This is a genomic window from Acinetobacter sp. 1294243 (genome assembly GCF_000588015.1).
GTDB classification, from domain to species: domain Bacteria; phylum Pseudomonadota; class Gammaproteobacteria; order Pseudomonadales; family Moraxellaceae; genus Acinetobacter; species Acinetobacter pittii.
In genome coordinates, this window is the sequence record NZ_JFXG01000016.1 from 1 (window position 1) to 18224 (window position 18224).

19 protein-coding genes and 1 other RNA gene are annotated in these 18224 nt (G+C 37.9%); 10 read left to right on the plus strand and 10 right to left on the minus strand.

Annotated elements, in window-relative coordinates:
* From J655_RS25335 to J655_RS19930, 8 genes are all read left to right on the plus strand, one after another.
* On the plus strand, positions 1-220 hold a 220-nt coding region (locus tag J655_RS25335; RefSeq protein WP_171073774.1), incomplete at its 5' end, for a hypothetical protein.
* A gap of 572 nt (positions 221-792) precedes the next feature.
* A complete protein-coding gene (locus tag J655_RS19900; RefSeq protein ID WP_032052858.1) occupies positions 793-1191 on the plus strand; it encodes a hypothetical protein in 399 nt (132 codons plus the stop codon).
* Positions 1191-1697 (plus strand): DUF1833 family protein, encoded by a 507-nt coding sequence (locus J655_RS19905; protein ID WP_032052860.1) that lies wholly within the window; start codon positions 1191-1193, stop codon positions 1695-1697. Before J655_RS19900 ends, J655_RS19905 begins: the two co-directional genes overlap by 1 nt.
* A complete protein-coding gene (locus J655_RS19910) occupies positions 1694-2056 on the plus strand; it encodes a hypothetical protein (protein ID WP_032052862.1) in 363 nt (120 codons plus the stop codon). The genes J655_RS19905 and J655_RS19910 overlap by 4 nt, the downstream gene beginning before the upstream one ends.
* Positions 2049-5483, plus strand: a complete 3435-nt coding sequence (locus J655_RS19915; protein ID WP_032052865.1) for a host specificity factor TipJ family phage tail protein — start codon at positions 2049-2051, stop codon at positions 5481-5483. Before J655_RS19910 ends, J655_RS19915 begins: the two co-directional genes overlap by 8 nt.
* Before the next feature lie 66 nt (positions 5484-5549).
* Positions 5550-5939 carry a hypothetical protein gene (locus J655_RS19920; protein ID WP_000433925.1) on the plus strand — a complete coding sequence of 130 codons (390 nt, stop codon included), beginning with the start codon at positions 5550-5552 and terminating at the stop codon, positions 5937-5939.
* Positions 5940-6057: 118 nt separating this feature from the next.
* On the plus strand, positions 6058-6831 hold the full coding sequence (locus J655_RS19925) for a DUF4882 family protein (protein ID WP_032052867.1): 774 nt from the start codon (positions 6058-6060) through the stop codon (positions 6829-6831).
* Positions 6832-6904: 73 nt separating this feature from the next.
* Positions 6905-7447, plus strand: a complete 543-nt coding sequence (locus J655_RS19930; protein WP_032052869.1) for a glycoside hydrolase family 108 protein — start codon at positions 6905-6907, stop codon at positions 7445-7447.
* 177 nt (positions 7448-7624) lie between these two features.
* On the opposite strand, the gene J655_RS19935 is transcribed toward J655_RS19930, so the two are convergent.
* From J655_RS19935 to J655_RS19975, 10 genes are all read right to left on the minus strand, one after another.
* Positions 7625-8365: a DUF4145 domain-containing protein gene (locus J655_RS19935; RefSeq protein ID WP_032052871.1), complete on the minus strand. Its 741-nt coding sequence runs from the start codon at positions 8363-8365 to the stop codon at positions 7625-7627.
* Between the two features lie 17 nt (positions 8366-8382).
* Positions 8383-9021: a hypothetical protein gene (locus J655_RS19940; protein ID WP_032052873.1), complete on the minus strand. Its 639-nt coding sequence runs from the start codon at positions 9019-9021 to the stop codon at positions 8383-8385.
* 37 nt (positions 9022-9058) lie between these two features.
* Entirely contained in the window at positions 9059-10357 is a 1299-nt protein-coding gene (locus J655_RS19945) for a Y-family DNA polymerase (RefSeq protein WP_032052875.1), read from the minus strand.
* Entirely contained in the window at positions 10354-10854 is a 501-nt protein-coding gene (locus J655_RS19950; RefSeq protein ID WP_032052877.1) for a LexA family protein, read from the minus strand. The genes J655_RS19945 and J655_RS19950 overlap by 4 nt, the downstream gene beginning before the upstream one ends.
* A gap of 846 nt (positions 10855-11700) precedes the next feature.
* Positions 11701-12339 carry an SOS response-associated peptidase gene (locus J655_RS19955; protein WP_032052879.1) on the minus strand — a complete coding sequence of 213 codons (639 nt, stop codon included), beginning with the start codon at positions 12337-12339 and terminating at the stop codon, positions 11701-11703.
* 6 nt (positions 12340-12345) lie between these two features.
* Positions 12346-13122, minus strand: coding sequence for a hypothetical protein (locus J655_RS19960; RefSeq protein ID WP_032052881.1), 777 nt, complete (start codon positions 13120-13122; stop codon positions 12346-12348).
* A gap of 272 nt (positions 13123-13394) precedes the next feature.
* Positions 13395-14747 carry a tyrosine-type recombinase/integrase gene (locus J655_RS19965; protein WP_032052883.1) on the minus strand — a complete coding sequence of 451 codons (1353 nt, stop codon included), beginning with the start codon at positions 14745-14747 and terminating at the stop codon, positions 13395-13397.
* Between the two features lie 149 nt (positions 14748-14896).
* Positions 14897-15081, minus strand: a non-coding RNA gene (gene ssrS, locus J655_RS24230) — 6S RNA.
* 192 nt (positions 15082-15273) lie between these two features.
* Positions 15274-15558 carry a cell division protein ZapA gene (locus tag J655_RS19970; RefSeq protein ID WP_005070547.1) on the minus strand — a complete coding sequence of 95 codons (285 nt, stop codon included), beginning with the start codon at positions 15556-15558 and terminating at the stop codon, positions 15274-15276.
* A complete protein-coding gene (locus tag J655_RS19975) occupies positions 15555-16115 on the minus strand; it encodes a hypothetical protein (protein ID WP_002117619.1) in 561 nt (186 codons plus the stop codon). Before J655_RS19975 ends, J655_RS19970 begins: the two co-directional genes overlap by 4 nt.
* Positions 16116-16179: 64 nt before the next feature.
* Between J655_RS19975 and J655_RS19980 the strand changes: the two genes are divergently transcribed.
* Both J655_RS19980 and pepP read left to right on the plus strand, forming a co-directional pair.
* Entirely contained in the window at positions 16180-16809 is a 630-nt protein-coding gene (locus J655_RS19980; protein ID WP_005802891.1) for a UPF0149 family protein, read from the plus strand.
* A gap of 67 nt (positions 16810-16876) precedes the next feature.
* Entirely contained in the window at positions 16877-18199 is a 1323-nt protein-coding gene (pepP, locus tag J655_RS19985; RefSeq protein WP_032052885.1) for a Xaa-Pro aminopeptidase, read from the plus strand.
* Positions 18200-18224 lie beyond the last annotated feature (25 nt).

Below are 18224 nucleotides of genomic sequence, written 5' to 3' on the forward strand. Positions count from 1 at the left end.
GACAATCAATTTTAAAATTGAAGTCATTAATCATGTGAGTGGGGCTACTGTTGAAGCTGAAAAACTGGATGAGAAAACAGTCCGAATCATCGTCAAGGAAGAACTGGATAAGCAACTTCCAAAAGCGGTACCACGATTAGTAAGCGAGGATATTAAAAATCCAAACTCTCTAATTAGCCGCTCTTTGAGTGAGAATACAACTGCAAGACGTAATCGATAGCTTTAGAAGTACACGTATAAGGAGAGAAATATTAATGGAGTGTAACGGATGCCTTTTAAAGCCACAGGTATAAGGAGAGATGAAATTTAAAGTTAACAGTATAAGGAAGAGGAGCTGTTGACACCTTAACCCTAGACCTACTTCTAAATCCTCTTGACAGCAAATAATATGAAAGGACCACCTTCGGGTGGTTTTTTTATGCTCGTATGCGGAAAAACCGCAGGAGGTGATACACATTGGAAATATTTAAACTTCCATAAAAGCAAAAACCCCAGTGCGCCAACACTGAGGTTCTTTGATATCACTATTAAAATAGGAGACATCTACATTCTATGTCCAATAATAATCGATTCACTTTTAAGATTCTAGGAGTCGTTACAGTGGAAATTGTAAAAGTTACCCCGAGGGAAGTTCGAAAGACCATAACTCGCGTAGCAATATTGCTTTTTTTAGCAATAATTCTATTAAAGCTCCCCGCATTAATTACGGCCATTAGATGGTGGTAGTAGTGAAAATTAATCCATAGAGCCGACCTAAGTAAAGGTCGGTTTTTTATTGCCTGAAGGAAAGTTATGTACAAGTTAAAGCTAAATCCTCAAACAAATGGCTATGGCGTAACACCAGGTGATGATGTAAAGCGTCAGCAGATGGATGGAGGGCGTGGACGTTATTACATCGATGTAAAACGTAATAGCCACATTGTCGATGTGAACTGGAATTTAAGTAAAGCCGATTTCAATAAAATGATGGCTTTCTGGCGTGTATACCAAAGCAAGCCAGCTTCATTTTATGCGGATTTGGTAATTGACCAGGGCACGCGTCAGCAATACCAATGCAACTTCATTCCCAACTCGTTCAAGACCAATGAAGTGAATGGAAATCTTTACCGAGTAACCGCTCAAATAGAGGTTGTTCAAAACCAGCCGAACCTTACAGCTGATGCAGCATTGATCAAAGATTGGGAGGTCTAATGGATAACGAATACGCCAAATTCTTTCTCAATCGTAAAGTCGATATCTATCAACTGGAGTGTATTGAGCTATCACACCCATCATTTCTAAATACTTATCGCGTTGTTCGTAATGATGACCGTGGTGTCTATGTACAGCATAACGAAGGAGGGGGCCAGGTCTTTTACGAATATCTGCCTATGTCAATTCAAAGATCTGGAATGCTGGGCGATTTAGACCAGACTTTAACTGTCTCAGTTTCAGGGCTTGGCGATATATTGCCGGATGAGTTAGAGCGAGTACTGGAAGGCCAATATGCAGATGTTAAACCTACTGTGAATTATAGGCTCTATAGTTCAGACAACTTGAATACACCAATCCATTATTTGCTAGGCCTTCAACTTGCAGGTGTTTCAATGAACAATAAAGCTGTAACATTTAAAGCTGAGTCCCCTCGTTTAAATACCTCCAAAACTGGTGACATTTTCTCACTGGACCGGTTTAGTGGACTAAAGGGGGCTGTATGAAAAGTCATGATCATTTACTTGATAAGCAATACGACGAAGAGCACTACAACTGTGTTCACTTCGCACATGAAGCCGCTCTAGATCTATATGGAGTAGATCGGAGTGAAGCTTTGGATTTGTTCATGCAACCTAAAGGCCATATCAAGTTTAAAGTCTCGCGATTAAAACTCTTAAATCCGCTGCCCATGCCCAAGGAAGGTTGCATAGTTGCCTTCCATCCAAGACAAAGAAATAAGCCCCCGCATGTGGGGCTTTTTCGTGGGCAGAAGGTTTTACACCTCATGGAGAGTGGAGTCACTTATTTAGCTGAAGACGTCATTAAAGCAATGGGGTTTAGTCGGGTTAGTTATTATGATTAAAGTTATTTATAAGCAAGATGCTTTGTCTGAAGAAAAGACAGTTGAACATGCCCTCACAATAGGGCAGTGGCTAACTTCAAAATATGAACATATGCCTGAACATGTCCGTATTTTTCATACACCAAGCAATATGGATCATGCAGAGATCTCTTTTGCCAATGAAGTTACACCGAAGAATGCTCACGACTTAAAGCAGCTTGATTTCTTGCCGGGTACTTTCATTGTGATTGAAAACCCGAAAGGTATGCCTGCGCTTATTGCGGCAATCGTTTCTATTGTTTTAAGCGTGGCAGTTGCATTTTTAATGCCCGCACCATCGATTGCTCAAACCAATCAGAATAACAACCAATCATCTTCTGCAAATAACGAACTTTCAAATCGTGAAAATAAGATGAGGGTAAATGGTCGTATTACAGATAACTATGGTGCTGGATGGAATACACCTGACCTGATTGCTGTACCTTACAAGGTTTATGAAAATAACGTTGAAGTTGAGCATATTGTTGGCTGTATTGGTCGTGGACACTATCAAATCAACGGTGCGTACGATGGTGAAACCAATATTGTCGACATCGCTGGGGCATCAGTAGAGGTTTTTCGACCAGGTGTCGATATTGTTTCTGGACAGCCTTATTTTTCTCTCGGTACCGAAATTACCACACCGCCTTTAACTGTTCAGCATCAAAACTCAGTGAATGGCCAGATCTTGCGTCCAGCAGATACTCAAAGTCTAGAAGGCACTAATTATCTTCTTTTTGCTTATCCAAACGAGATCTTACGAGCAGCTGCAAACAATACCGATTTAACGACAAAGTTTGTTAGTAATGACCGCGTTGAAATCACCAATGCTTCTTTTACCTATAACGGGCAAACATACGATTTAAACGGTACTTATAGCGTCTTATCCGTTGCAGATGACCGGATGGCATTGTCCAACCCAGCAGCAGTTAATCCAAACTGGTTAAAGCTAAAAGAGTTATCTAATCAGCAAACTGGTGCTTTATCTCCCAAGCTTGCATCCATTGGGGAGAAATGGATTGGTCCATTCATTCTGGACAACATTGAGCGTAGTCGCGTCATTTTTAACTTTGTGGCCAGCAATGGACTTTATACCGTTTCTTCCGGGGGCAATCAGGCAGCTGTAAACGTGACAATTGAAGTTGAAGTCACGCCGGTAAATGAATCCGGTGCAGCCATTGGTAATCCAATGCTAAAGCAGATCATTCTCAAGGGTTCTGCCAAGTCACGACAAACTGTTGGCGCAACGCTGGATATGGTTACATTTCAAGGGCGTTGTAGCGTACGTGCACGCCGTTTAACTCCGACTCCAGCAGTTACCACTGTTGTTGATGAGGTGAAGTGGCAAGCGTTGTATGGTGCTTATCCATTGCAAAGCACAATGTATGAACATGAAACGGTTTTCCGTGCACGTACATATGCAACGACTGGAGCATTGTCTGTTAAATCTCGAAAGATCAATTTCGATCTTCAGCGGATGTTGCCAACCTATAAAAATGGAGCAATGACAACAGAGCTATTTCCAACATCAAGCTTTGCCGATGCACTGGTATCAATGGCGCTCGATGACAAGATTGGCCGCCGTACGATTGATGAGATTGATATAGACAATATCTATCGTACTTATAACGATATTGTCGATTATTTTGGCACACCGTTAGCGGCAGAATTTTGTACCACCATTGATGATACCAATCTTTCTTTTGAAGAGCTGGTCACCAACCTTTGTGATGCAGTGTTTTGTACGGCATACCGGCAAAACAATAAGCTTAAAATTTACTTTGAACGACCAACAGATAACTCGGTGTTGCTGTTTAACTTCAGGAATATCATCCCTGATAGTTATAAACACGATCTTACCTTTGGTGTAATGGATGACTACGACGGTTTGATCTATGAATACACGGATCCGACCGATGATAGCCGTATCAATATTTATCTTCCGGATAAAGGAGCCAAGAACCCCAAAGAGGTGAAATCGGTAGGTGTGCGTAACAAGTGGCAAGCCCATTTTAATGCATACCGGCTTTGGAACAAGCTTCGCTTTCAGCGCAAATCCATCACCTTTGATGCAGCACCTGAGTCTGAATTGCTGGTTTTACGTGACCGTATTGCTGTAGCTGATTATAGAAATGGAATTCATCAAAGCGGTGAGGTAGTGCAGCAAGAAGGCTTAATTCTTACATTGAGCCATGATATCGATTTCATTGCAGGCAAGAGTTATGTGATTTATCTGCAAATGGGAGATGGTACCGTTGATCTAATTCCTGTTACTGCTGGATCTGCTAAGAACAAAGTTGTACTAGGACGCTTACCAAACGGTGCACTCAAACTAAGTCCTGATGATTTCGTTAATACGATTTATACAGTCGTTAATGATGATACGAAAGATTCTCTGCCTTATCTGGTTGCAAAGAAAGATCCTGTTGATCAATTCTCAAATACGATAACTGCAGTAAATTACGATGTGCGTTATTACCTCAACGATAAAGACTTCATTGACGTGCCAGTTGATGATTCACCGATCTATATTCGATATGACCAGCTAGATATTAATCTTGCACGTTTATATCAGATGCAAAGAGGTGATTTGCCAACTACAGGCGAAATTAGTTTCGTGGTTGAAGCTGGTGCTTTGGTTTCGAGTTCAAGTTCACTTAGAACGGAAACCAGAATGGTTTATAGGCATACTGACAATACAGAAACTAAGGAGTTTATTGTTCCTGCTGCTCCTGAATTACCAGCGATCGATACTGGAGAATTTCCTGCTGGTCTTGTCGTAAATCTTACGATTAAGGGCGCTGTTGTCGGGCGTGGTGGTGATGGTGGTTTGCCGCATTTAGCATTTGGTGCATGGACCAGTGATCCAAATTATAACTTTACCAGAACGCGCCGTGATGGGTTCCAAGGTGCACCTGGTTTAATGAACCGGCACAGTAAATTGAACCTGATTATTGATGGCGGAACATTGGCTCGTGGAGGTTCAGGTGGTGGTGCTACACCTAGTGGTATCTACACTGAACTTAGATATGGGGTACAAGGTATTCCAGGCGGAGCTGGAGCACCATTTGGTCGGGTTATGACAGGACAGCCTATCTACAATGATACTCAGGATTGGCGCTGGTATCTTGAAGGCGGCTATTTGATGGTTGTAAAAGTCACTGATGCTGAAGCTGAGATGCCAGGTAAAGGATACCGTACTCAGAATGATCGTTATGGTTCTCCCTTATCTGGCGATGGTGGTGGTTGGGGCCAACGTGGCGCCAAGTCCACCAATAATGGAACATGGAACTGGGATTACCATGGCACGACGGAAGGCCAGCCAGGTGCAGGCGGTTCCGCAATTGTCGGAGTGGCACCACTCACAACAAAATTGATTAATGGAGGGAAGATTTTACAAACTCTTTAATACTTTGAAAGAACTTAGAGCACCTAATTCGGGTGCTTTTTTTTGCCTACTTCTGGAGTAAAAGGCATGGAACCAGTTTCTACAAGCGGTTTAACAGCACTATTAAAATTTTATGGGGCGGCAATTATGGTGACTTTAGCGGTCGCCCTAGTTGCAGCAGTTGTATTAATGACTCGTATGCCACGCTCACCACAAGAGTGGGCAGTAGGTTTGATTTGTACGGTCGTATCAAGCCTTGCAGGTGGTTCATTCATTATCGTGAAGTGGGGGCTTCATGAGTGGGTTACAGATGTATGGGGAATGATAGCACTTGGTGGATTCTTCTTTGTTTGTGGTTTACCTGGTTGGGCTTTGGTCCGGTGGATTTTTAATTTTATCGATAAACAGGAAGGGAAAACGATCGTTGAAGTGATCAAAGAGTTTAAGAAAGCCAAAGATGATATTCAAAATAGTTAACCGCCTTCGGGCGGTATTATTAACTAGATCGCATATATTTCTGTCATCTATCGGATTTAATTAACTTATTTAGAAACTTGTTTATACTAAAAGTTCAAAATAAAAACAGGATAACAACGTGAAAAATATTATTTTAGCAACAATAATGGGCTTCAGTGGAATCAGTAGTGTATTTGCTGAGTGTACATATAGCTTTGATGCAACATTAACCCAGTTACAATCTTTAGGTAATACTTCTGTTCAGAAGTTCCCAACTATTACAGATAACAAGTTTTCTTATAAGACCTCTCAACAAAGTCCAATTTATATGGCTTATAGTCAAGATTATCTGACAAGGGCATTAGCCGCAAATGATAATCAAGCTTCGCTGTATACACGTGGTGACAAAATAATACCAACAAATGGAATTATAGCTTTTGAATATAAAATTAAAGTTCCTACACTAGGCAATACGGGTTATGTAAATATTTTCCCAACTCTTGCAGCAGGCATTATGCAGAATGGTAAGGCGGTGAATATCATAGTTGCTTACCAACATGGGCCCACAACTAATCACTTTTATTTTCAAACCACATCAAATGATAATGCATTGGTTTCTACTGGATTTAAGTTAGCACCAGAAGTTACTTCTGATGGTTACCAAAAGATAGGTATCTATATTAATCAAAACTCTAATCAAGTTGGTTTAGTTTTTAATGGGGTTAACAAAGGTTATTTTGCAACTTTCCCCTCTAAACTCGATAACTTATATTTTTCATTAACCTCTAATTTTTACGATTTAGCAGCAACTGATGCGAACAAAGATGTCTCGATCGAGTTCTTACTGGATAAATCAAAAATTACACAAACTTATCCAACAGGTACTAAAGATATCTGCGGAGTAGCTTTGTAAAAAGCTTGTGTAAGTAAAAGTTTCTCTCAAAAGCCACCTTCGGGTGGCTTTTTTACGTCTAAAGGAAAGTGAAATGAACATCGAACAATATCTTGATGAATTAATTAAACGCGAAGGCGGATATGTAAACAACTCAGCCGATCGAGGAGGTGCTACTAAATACGGTATAACTGAAGCAGTTGCGCGAGCAAATGGGTTTAAAGGCAGTATGAAAGACTTACCTCTTGATGTTGCCAAATCTATTTATCGGAAACAGTACTGGATAGCTCCGCGATTTGATCAAGTGAATGCAATCAGCTCGGCAGTTGCTGAAGAGCTTTTAGATACCGGTGTAAATTGTGGTACCGGCTTTGCAAAACCACTTTTACAACGTGCTTTGAATTTGCTCAACAACCAAGGCAAAGCAGGGTGGCCAGATCTTGCGGTCGACGGAATTTATGGACCAGCTACGTTAAATGCTCTCAAAACCTACTTAACAAAAAGAGGCAAGGAGGGTGAAAAAGTCCTGGTACGAGTACTGAATATTATGCAAGGCCAACGTTACATTGAAATCTGTGAACGCAATCCTTCGCAAGAGCAGTTTTTTTATGGCTGGATTGCCAACCGGATCAGCTAGCATGAAAGTCTTTCATTGCAAACGCTCAATGATAGCTTCCGTAATCACATTGCTGTGCATTCTTTTATCAGGATGCACAGCTCATACGATCAACAGTAATGTGAATGTAGGTATTTGTGTAAAAGCCCTCTGAAATAGAGGGTTCTTATGTTTTTAAATTTACATTTAATTATTAGATTAATTTCTTCTTTTTGGAATTTGTTCGGAATAATTAGAAAAATCGAGCGTCTTAAATTCTAATGAAATAATATCCTCAACCACATGTAATAAATTATCTAGCATTTCTTTATTTGGTCTAAAACCACGATGTCCAGCTGCATTTCCTGCTTCTATTACTATTTCAAGTAATTCATATTGCTTTTTATTAATATGTTTATCTTCTAACATTTGATTTAATTTAGTTTTAAACCCACCAATATCGCCTACAAGTTTAACCATATATCTATCTATAAGTGTCCTAATTCCAGAAAGAGCTAAAATATATAGACCTTCGTCCCATGCACTAATAACTTCAAAAAAAAGCAACATATCTTCTTCTGGTAAGTTAAAAGACCATTTCCTTTTTTTTAACGAATCTGCTTGTGGGTGAGGATAGGTAGTAGTTTTCTTCTCATATTTTATACAGTCACCTGTGCGTTCCACCTCATCAGAAATAGCGCGATACATCTGTATTGTCAGTTCAAGATCATTTTCTTTGTTTCGTGGCAACAAGTATTCATCAGTATGAAGTATAGGTGCTTCACACTTTTTACACTCACAAAATTGGTATATCTCCATTGCTATAGTCCAGAAACTCGTAGCCTTACCAGAAACCTTATCTTTTGAAAAACCCTCAATTGGTCTTGGATACATTTTGTAGTAAATCCTTTTTTGAGGTGTGACATGTTCACAGCTCCAGCAGTGTTTCCAAATTTCCATATGCTTATCCTATTAAACTATTGAGATAAAATTTTATTAATATCTTTTATATCAACTATCTTGTATTCATTTTGGTTCTTATTTTTAAAGTTAATTAGAATTGCCTTATCAGAAAATTTATCAATAAGTCTCCATTCTTCAAAACAAAGATCTGAATCTTTAATTATGGCTAATGGAATTTTATTTTCTTTCCTTAAATTTCTTGATTCATTTGCACCAATCATAATTGGTATAAATATTAACAAACATGTGAGAGCAGTAACTTTGCTTTTATTAGTACCTTTGACTAGAAAAACCATTGCTATGAAAGAAAAACTTATAGTTAGGAATAGTTCAAAAGGGAAGACACCAGCTCTAATCCATGCTGGTATACTAAATACAAAAAGTAAAATTGATCCCCATACTATTGCTACAAATATGGAACTATTTCCTATTAATCTTTCAATTACCATTAATGCAACTAGATATATTAAAAATATATTTATAGTTCCCAACATAATTTCTAATATAGAAAAATATTTAATTAGCCATATAGCATCTGTGAAGCCTGTAAAGTAAAAACCAAATTTATAACTTAGACCAAGTATAAAAGTAGCGGCCGTAAAAATAGTGATACCTTCTGGCAAAGATAAATCTTTTAATTTTTCATATAACATTTAGCTTACACTTATAAAAAAATTATTTTATAGAATTTTATTTATAAACCGTCAATAACTGATCAAATCTAAAAGGATTTCTGCTCAATTTATCCCGCGACATCGACCAGTTTCGATTAGGTACAAAACATGGGCCTATACCAATCTTTTTCTTTCCAAACTTACTATGGATACCATCCATAGCCTGCATTAAACATTCCTTTTTCTCTATTTGTTGAAAGTCAGTTAATAGGTCATAAGTATGGCCAGACTTAGGCACTAAGCCTGTCAGCACTACGCCGCACTTCTTATATTTAATTCCTTCTTTGTAGATATCGTTTAACATCCTCGTAGCTGCTTTGACAAAATCTACCGCGCAGTCAGTCGGTTCTGAAAAAGAGCCTGTTATAGATTTATTGTAAAAGGGCACATTCGGATCAAATGGATTTGACTGTACGAAAGCAATCATACAACCGCATAGCAAGTTTTCATCTCTCAAGCGCTTACACGCATCTTGCGCATACATTGAGATAGCTTCTTTTAGATCCGTTAATTCAGTTACGCGACCACCAAAAGATCTGGATGCGACAATTTGTTTTTTAGAGGGAGGAGTATGTTCGATCTCAATGCATGAGATGCCTTGTAATTCATAGATCGGGCGAGCCATGACAATAGAAAATTTCTTTTGCATCTCTCTAGGCCCAGCACAAGCTAGATCAAGCACCGTATTAATTCCAACCGATTGAAGCTTTTTTGAATGCTTTCGACCGACACCCCAAACTTCAGATACTTCAATTAATGAGAAATAATATTCTTTGTTGCAAGGATCCATATTTACGAGATCGCAAACACTGTTAAAACCGGGGTTTTTCTTTGCAATGTGATTTGCAATTTTCGATTCTGTTTTACTTCGGCCAATTCCAACGCACACAGGCAAACCAAGCCACTTCCAAATTTGTTGGCGCATTTGTTGACCGACTTTTTCTAAGTCAAAGTTTTTCTCATAAGCGGTGAAATCAACAAAGCACTCATCAATTGAGTATGGCTCAACTTCTTGATCTGTAACGTAAGAAGCAAGGATCTTATGAAAACGTCTCGACATTTCTGCATACATTGAATAGTTGCTTGAAAGTACGAGCACGTTATGTTGTTGGACTATGTCTTTAATTTGGAATAACGGCACACCCATTTTAATGCCTAACGCTTTAGATTCATTGCTGCGAGCAACGGCACATCCGTCATTATTGCTGAGCACAATAACGGGCTTATCATTCAAAGATGGGTCAAAGACTCTCTCACATGAAACGTACATGTTATTGACGTCAATTAAGAAAAAGACTTTGTTCTCATGTTTCATGACTTATTTCTTATCATTTTAATGATGCAGGTGACAACGCCCCAGATAATTAGTTCTTGGCCATCCATTAAATAAATATTTTTATAATCAGGATTTTCGGCTTTGAGCCATTGGCCTTTTTCATCGATCATTAGGCGCTTAACTGTAAAATCATTATCGATTAGTGCCACGACAATATCGCCGTGTTTTGCATCTAAGCTGCGATCGACAATTAGTTCGTCATCAATATCAATGCCTGCATTAAGCATCGAGAGCGAAGCAACTTTGACAATGAAAGTTGCAGTTTCATTTTTTATTAAGTGCTCGTTCATATCGAGAGCTTTGTCTATGTAATCTTGAGCAGGGGATGGAAAGCCTGCGTTGATCTTCTCTAAAGCATAAGGGACAAGCATGTGAGTTGAAGGTACAACCTGCTTGATAGATAAGGCCTCACATAAAACTATACCTTGTGTGAGGTATGGTTTTATGTGGATGATGGATGGTGCAATTTCGCTCATAGAATATCCCCTAACTTGAATTTGTAACATATTCAAGATGATATGCTAGAGCTGGTTTAAATTTCAAATTTAAAAAGTTGTGGATAAACAAGTAGAAGTCAAAGATTGTCGTTGCCAAGAATGTATTTGGTCGGAAATTACTCTAAGAAAACTAAGTAAATCACGAAATAAAGTGTATGAAAGTTAAAAAGAATTTATATCAAGAAATTTCACTAAACATTAATTCTTACGTAAGTTATTGATTTTTGACTTATCCACAAAGTTATCTAAACATGTTTTTTAATAGTTTTGCTATGGTATATACCGATATATCAAACAGATAAAAAATTACTATAAAGTCAAGATTGCTCAACTGGAAAAAATCCCATATCTTAAGCACATAGGGCACAATGCTTCTATATTCCAAGCCATCAAACTCGGTAATTTATTATTGATTAATTTGGGAAGGAATTGGAGCTACCCTCAGTTGACTACTTCTTGCAGGAACATATCAACTGAGGGTAGTGAAACTTAGCTGCATTGCTTTACAACACAGTTCGCTGAAGTCTGTAACGCTGACTACGTTACTGACTTTAACGACGGGGATTGCGATATGAAATTTAACTCTAGTCTTCGACGCGCTAAGGCGACGCTGACTACGGTGATAAATTTCGCTACGCAGTAACGTTATTAAAGCGCAAAACTTGGCATAAGGCAATGCTCTTTTAAGGAGAGCGACGATGGGTAACCAAGTGTTAGTCGTTTGCTTGCGAGTATTAAGCTTTATCGCTGACTTACTCCAAGTAGCTGATTTTATTATTCGTTAATAAGCTTGCTACTTAAGATAGACTGATTAAAGCCGCTGACTTAGGTTGGCGGTTTTTTGTTAGCTTTTGGAAAATAATTTGATGTAAATTCATCTAAGGGCATCTCAAAGAAAAATTGATCAGCATCTTCTTTTTTGCAGTTTAGCCAATCTTCTCGATACTCTTCGGGAATAACAATTATTGATCGTTTCTCATCTTCTGGTTTGTGAAATTGAGACATAAAAGGGTGGTTATCTGCATTAATAGTCAACATCGACATAGATCTTACTAGCTGCCCACCAATTACAGTCGAATCATAAATAGCAGCTACTGTAAAAGGTAAGCCATCCTCTCGATAAATTCCCCATCTTTCCGCTTTACCATTCACATACCTAGGTTCATAAATTTTTTCTACAGGTATTAGCGCGAATTGGCTTTTAGCCCATGCATGTCGAAAGCTCGGCTTTTTATCTACCGTCTCAGTTCTAGCGTTATATGTATACTTTGAGAATTTAAGGTCATGGTTCCATGGTGGGATCATACCAAACTTAACTTGGCGCAATTCGATGTGGCCATCTTTAGACAAAATAAGAGGGCAGTCATAACCCGGATAAACATCAGTTTTATAGTCGAAGGTTGGTTCGAATAGATTTAAGAGGTGTACTCGGTCCTTATGTATAGGTTCGTAGTTCGCGCACATTATATTTTAATTATTTAGAGGCTGGATAAAAAGTATTCCACATTCATCTAATGATGTCGAATTTATATCAATATTAGAAAAGTACCGATAGAAAACAATAGAAATTGTCTGTTTTTGTTGATATCCGTCACTATCTAAATAATGAATATCGAAAGCACTTTTTTGCATTTGTGGTCCAGTGTTGATGGTAGATAACCTTATGTATATGTAAATAAAGAAATCCTCATCAGCTTTAAAATTTTGCTTTTCAGAAGAGAGGTGTTTTTCTTCATAAGGTATCAAATGAGATAAAATATAACCTGAATTATTTTCAAAACCGTAAGTAAAGCAATTGATAAGAGAAGAATCACTTTTCGCTGGAACTTTAAATAATAGAAACTCATGCCCTACAATATTGTTTTCAGGTTTAGTAGGTGGAATAGTAAAGAAGGCTCTTAAGGCTTTTCTTCTATTTTCTTTTTCTTGCCTTAATAGTTCTAATTGTTGTTCAGCGATCTTTAGATTAGCATCTTGTTGCTTCATGTTTAAAGCTAACCATAAAAAAGCTAAAGGCGCGAAAATACCAGAAAGAAAACCACCAAACTCGCCAAGATTAATTGCTTTGAAATTTATATGTAAATTACCCCAGTGTAAAATCTGATTTTTATCTAAAGGAAATGTCATTACTAATATCAATATTAGAAAAAAATAAAAAGTTAAGAAATAAACAATAGTCCGGAGGTTTAAAACTATTTGTGCAAATTTATAAACTTCTTTAAAAAACTCAATAATAAAATCTTTCATATTAACCTTTAATTTTAATAAAGATATTTATATTATTTTGATCAATCATCAAAATGATCTACCCACCATTACTTCATTTCTATGTTCAGCTTCGTAACACACTAATAACTATATAATTATTTTGTAAACCTAATGACCAGCCTATCTCTTTATAGAATGGTTCACCATATTTAATTGTGTGCTCGATATAGAAGTAAACCCAATCTTTCATTTGCTAATTCTCAATTTTTTAGTAAGTAATTTAATATTTAAAACCATCGTAATCAGCCCAACTAATCAGAATATCTGCTTATAATAATATTGTTATGCTCAATCCATTTTTCTTTCATATTCCTTATTGATTTTTGTTCAAAGTAGATTCTGTTTTTGATTAAAGCTTTTGAAATGTCAGATAACACAACGTTTTCAATCATATTCATAGCTTTACGAAGATCATCAAATGTCACTTGGACATATCCATCGGTTACATCATTATCATCATCACTGACTGTGTGATTAATGAGTTTTTTAATAGTGTAACTACCAATCGCTAAACTATTTGCGATTGTTCCGAAGGTTCTCCGCAAGTCATGAAATGTAAATTCAATACCAGTTGCTTCAGTTATCGTATAACGGGCTTCACGCTTATCAACGATATGTGAATCAAGCGTATCACCAGCGAAAACGTATTTATTATTGCCAGCAAGTTTTTTTCGCTCTGCCAATATATACCAAAGCATTTCTCCCATAGGCAGGAGAAGGTCTTCATGATTTTTTGGGTCTTGAATTTTTAAAGTTCCATATTTTAAGTCAACATTTGCCCATTCCAGTGTTTCACCTTCTTCTCTGCGGAATCCAGTAAGAATCAATAGGAGTAAGAAGTCCTGATTTGTGTACGCGCGATGATTTAAATTTTGGTTGCCTGCCCACCAAGTTGTACACACAGCAAGAGACCAGTCATGTATCTGGTCTGCTCGAATATACCCCTTACGGCGTTTAATCTTGTTCCATTTCTTCTCTTTATAAATAACTCCAACAGGGCTTTTTTCTGTGATAATTTTTTCATCATTATCGTTATATAGAATTGAGGCATGGAAGTTGTAGACCGCTGATAAAAACTTCATTGCAAGATTTGCCTGCGCTAAACTTCGCTCAGATAAATCCATATGCTTGTTTAAAGTCATTCTCTGAGAAATCTCAGTAATTTTGATGTTTTTCCAATCTTTAAAGTAATCATTGGCACATCGGTCATAAGCATCAATCGTATTTGCGCTTAGCTTTTTTTTACTTTTGTAGACTTCATAGGCTTGTTCAAGGGTTGGAATTAATTCATTTGCTTCTTTTTCGGATTTAAAGTCATTCTTTAATTGTCTTTTTTGAGCAACTGGATCAATACCTTGATGCATCATTAACAAGATTTTTTTAGCTTCAGTACGTGCTTGCTCAAGAGTATATACGCCGTGTTTACCAATAGACTTTCTTTTGTTTCGGCCATCGGGCATTCTCGTTTCAACAAAATAGGTTTTCGACTTTGTTGCAATTAAACCAAAACCAATAGTAACTGAGTCACGATAAAACTTAGTTCCCGTCTCTTCGAGCGGGATGTTGTCGATAAATGTTTTTGTAAGTTTATATCTTTGGGTCATGTTGACTTAAAAAGTACGAAACGATACGCAGCAATATACCACAATATTTCTGGAGCCTACTATAAGCCTATTTTTGATTGATTTGATTGAAAATAATAGGTTTTTAAATTGATGATTCTTGTCTTAAGTTGTTGTTTTTATAATTAAATAAATGCTCCGAAGATGCCGCTGCATGTGTCGTTACCCTGAACCCGATGAGTTCAAGGTGGACGCGACGTATACTTGCTGGGTTTCCTACTCGAAGGTAGGCATACACTCTAAATATACAGAACGCAATCCATAAGTTTAAGTATCGGCAGGGGAATAGACCCGCTGGCGAACATCCCAGAGATAGCTTAAGTATAACCGATCTAACTATGTTGGCAATCACTTGAGCCTATGGAACTGTAAACTTAGTTTGCGTTTGATGAAGCTTTGTACATTGAAAGTGGATAAAACGATATTCGACCGTAATGGATAGTCAAAAATAAAAAAGCCTTGCATCTATGATTTATAGAGCAAGGCATTTTGTGGTAATCAAAGCTTGTTAAATAACTTGTTCCACATCTTCTAAAATCGTTTGCAGTAGGCGTTCACAGTGAGTGTATTCCTGCAAAGATTTATTAAGACTCAGCACTTCTTGAGTTAACTGTAGAGCGACCATAATGACTAATTTGTTGTGCTCAACACGTGGGGCACTACGGCGCATGTCATTAAATTTCTCATTGAGAAGTTGTGCAGCGCGTTCAAGTTCATCTTTTTTATCTGAGGTAGTCGCGAGTCTAAAAGTCTGCTCAATCAGCCTAAGCTCTACCATGACTTGTTCACTCATGATTGGATCTCCTCACCAGTTTCAGCATTAGGATGGGCAAGTTGCTGGATTTCTTGAGCGTGTTGATCTTGAGCAGTGCCTAAAATTCCTAAACGCTGAATAATGGCTTCAACTTTTGATTTGGCAAGCTCATTTTTTTGTAACAAACGGTCACGATCTTGTTGTAAATCATGTAGCTCTTGTTGGGTTTGACGCTGATGGGCTTGTAACTTTTCTTTTGCAACACGTAATTCATTTCGTTCTGCAAGAATTTCTTGAAAACGATTTTTTAAATCAGTCGTACTTTTTTCTAATCGGCTATAACGTTCGGCAAGTGTGTTAGCATCTTGATTCAATTGTTGAAATTGACCTTTTAACTGAGAAAGTTGCTCAGTTACCGACTCAATTTCCTCTTGTTTTTTAGTGATAATACTATTTTTTTGCACAACTTGTGCGTGATGCTCTGTTTCAGCCAGTTCTTTAGCTTCTGAGAGTGCCGCATGTTCACTCTCTAAATGATGTAAGCGTGTTTTTAAAACGCTAATATGCGCTTGTAGCCGCTGTAATTGTTCTAACATAACGAGGTCGCACAGAATTGCAATCAAAGGTAATATATACAAAGTATAGAGATTGGATAAACGAATGCAAGACGATATTTCAGGCTGGACAGATTGGAACGCTCATTTTGAAGGAATTGAAGAAATTTCAAGCCCTAGTGAGTTACATGGTCTATTAACAGGTATTGTTTGTGTGACAGAAGCGCCTACGCGCGAAGAATGGTCACAAATTTTAACAACCCTTAATGTGCCAGAGTTAAGTGAAGATGCTTTAGCGCTTTTGACTGACGAAGCAGAAGATGTGGTTCATGCTTTATCTGAAGATGAATTAGATTATTTACCAATGCTTCCAGATGATGAACATCTACTTCAAGAGCGTGTGCAAGCATTATCTGATTGGTGTGCTGGTGTTGTGTTAGGCTTTGGTTTGGCATCGGGTCATGTTCGTGGTGATGAGCGCGAATTGATTGAACACCTTCAAGATGTTGCTGCAGTAGAATTTGAAGATTCTGACAATGATGAGGAAGGCGAAAGCAGTTACGAAGAATTGTATGAATTTGTACGCTTAATCCCTGTGAGCTTGTCTATTGGCAGAAAAAAAATCACTGTAGCTGAAAGTTCATTATTGAAAAACTTTCATGCAAAAAGTAAAACTGCGGCTCTAGGTACAGATCAGAATATTGTAGAAATGTTCACACCACATCGTCCAAGCTAATTGAGGCGATGTGTTATTGGTTGTATTTTATTTTTTGACTTTAAAATTCTAAATCAAGTAGATCATTATGAAATTGCCTCAAGCTGATTTTCAACATCGTAGAGACCGTTTAGCAGAAAAAATGGATCCTAACAGTATTGCAATTATTGCAACGCGTGAGGAGATGTACCGTAATCGTGATGCGGATTATAAATTCCGTGCCGATAGTAGTTTTTTCTATTTGACGGGCTTTGCTGAGCCTGAAGCAGTTGCAGTTATTGAAACTTTTGAGGATGTAACTGACTATAGCTATAGTCTTTTTTGCCGTGAACGTAACCGCGAGATGGAAATCTGGAATGGTTACCGTGCCGGAATTGACGGTGCAATCGAAGACTATGATGCAGATGAAGCTTATGCAATTGATCTGCTTGATGAAGAAATTATTGAAAAGTTATTAAATAAAGAACGGCTTTATTATCGGATTGGGCAAAATGCTGCATTTGATGCACGAGTAAGCCAGTGGATTAAAAAAGCAGATGCTGAGCATCGACATCAAGGTGCTCCAGCTCAACTGGTACAGCTCGACCGTATTGTCGATGAAATGCGGTTAATTAAATCACCTCAAGAACTTGAGCTGATGCAAATTGCCTCAAAAATTAGTGCTCAGGCACATACTCGTGCGATGCAAATGGTGCGTCCAGGTATGATGGAATATGCGCTTGAAGCCGAGCTCAATTATATATTTGGGCAAAACGGCTGTGTCCCGTCTTATAACAGTATTGTTGGTGGTGGGGCTAATGCCTGCATTTTGCACTATGTTGAAAATAACCAACCTCTTAAAGACGGTGATTTAGTCTTAATTGACGCTGCATGCGAATATGAATTCTATGCGTCAGATATTACCCGTACTTTTCCAGTAAATGGTAAGTTTAGTGCTGAACAAAAAGCATTATATGAAGTTGTATTGGCTTCTCAATATGCGGCGATTGATGCAGTACGCATTGGTAATTCGTACCGTGAGCCTCATGAAGTAGCCGTTAAAATTTTAACCGAAGGCCTAATTGAGTTAGGTTTGCTCAAAGGTGATATTAACGAACTTATCGAAACCGAAGCATACCGTCAGTTTTATATGCATGGTACAGGCCATTGGTTAGGAATGGATGTACATGATGTCGGGTCTTACAAAAAAGGTGAAGACTGGCGTCAATATGAAGAAGGTATGGTCGTTACCGTTGAACCAGGCCTATACATTGCACCAGACGATGAAACTGTAGATAAAAAATGGCGTGGTATTGGTATTCGTATTGAAGATGATGTGGTCGCAACATCAAAAGGTCCGCGAGTTTTAACTGCTGATGTAGTTAAAAATATTGCAGATATTGAACATTTAATGGCGCAAGCTAAATCATAATTAAACGTATTCGCCAAAGGAGCAC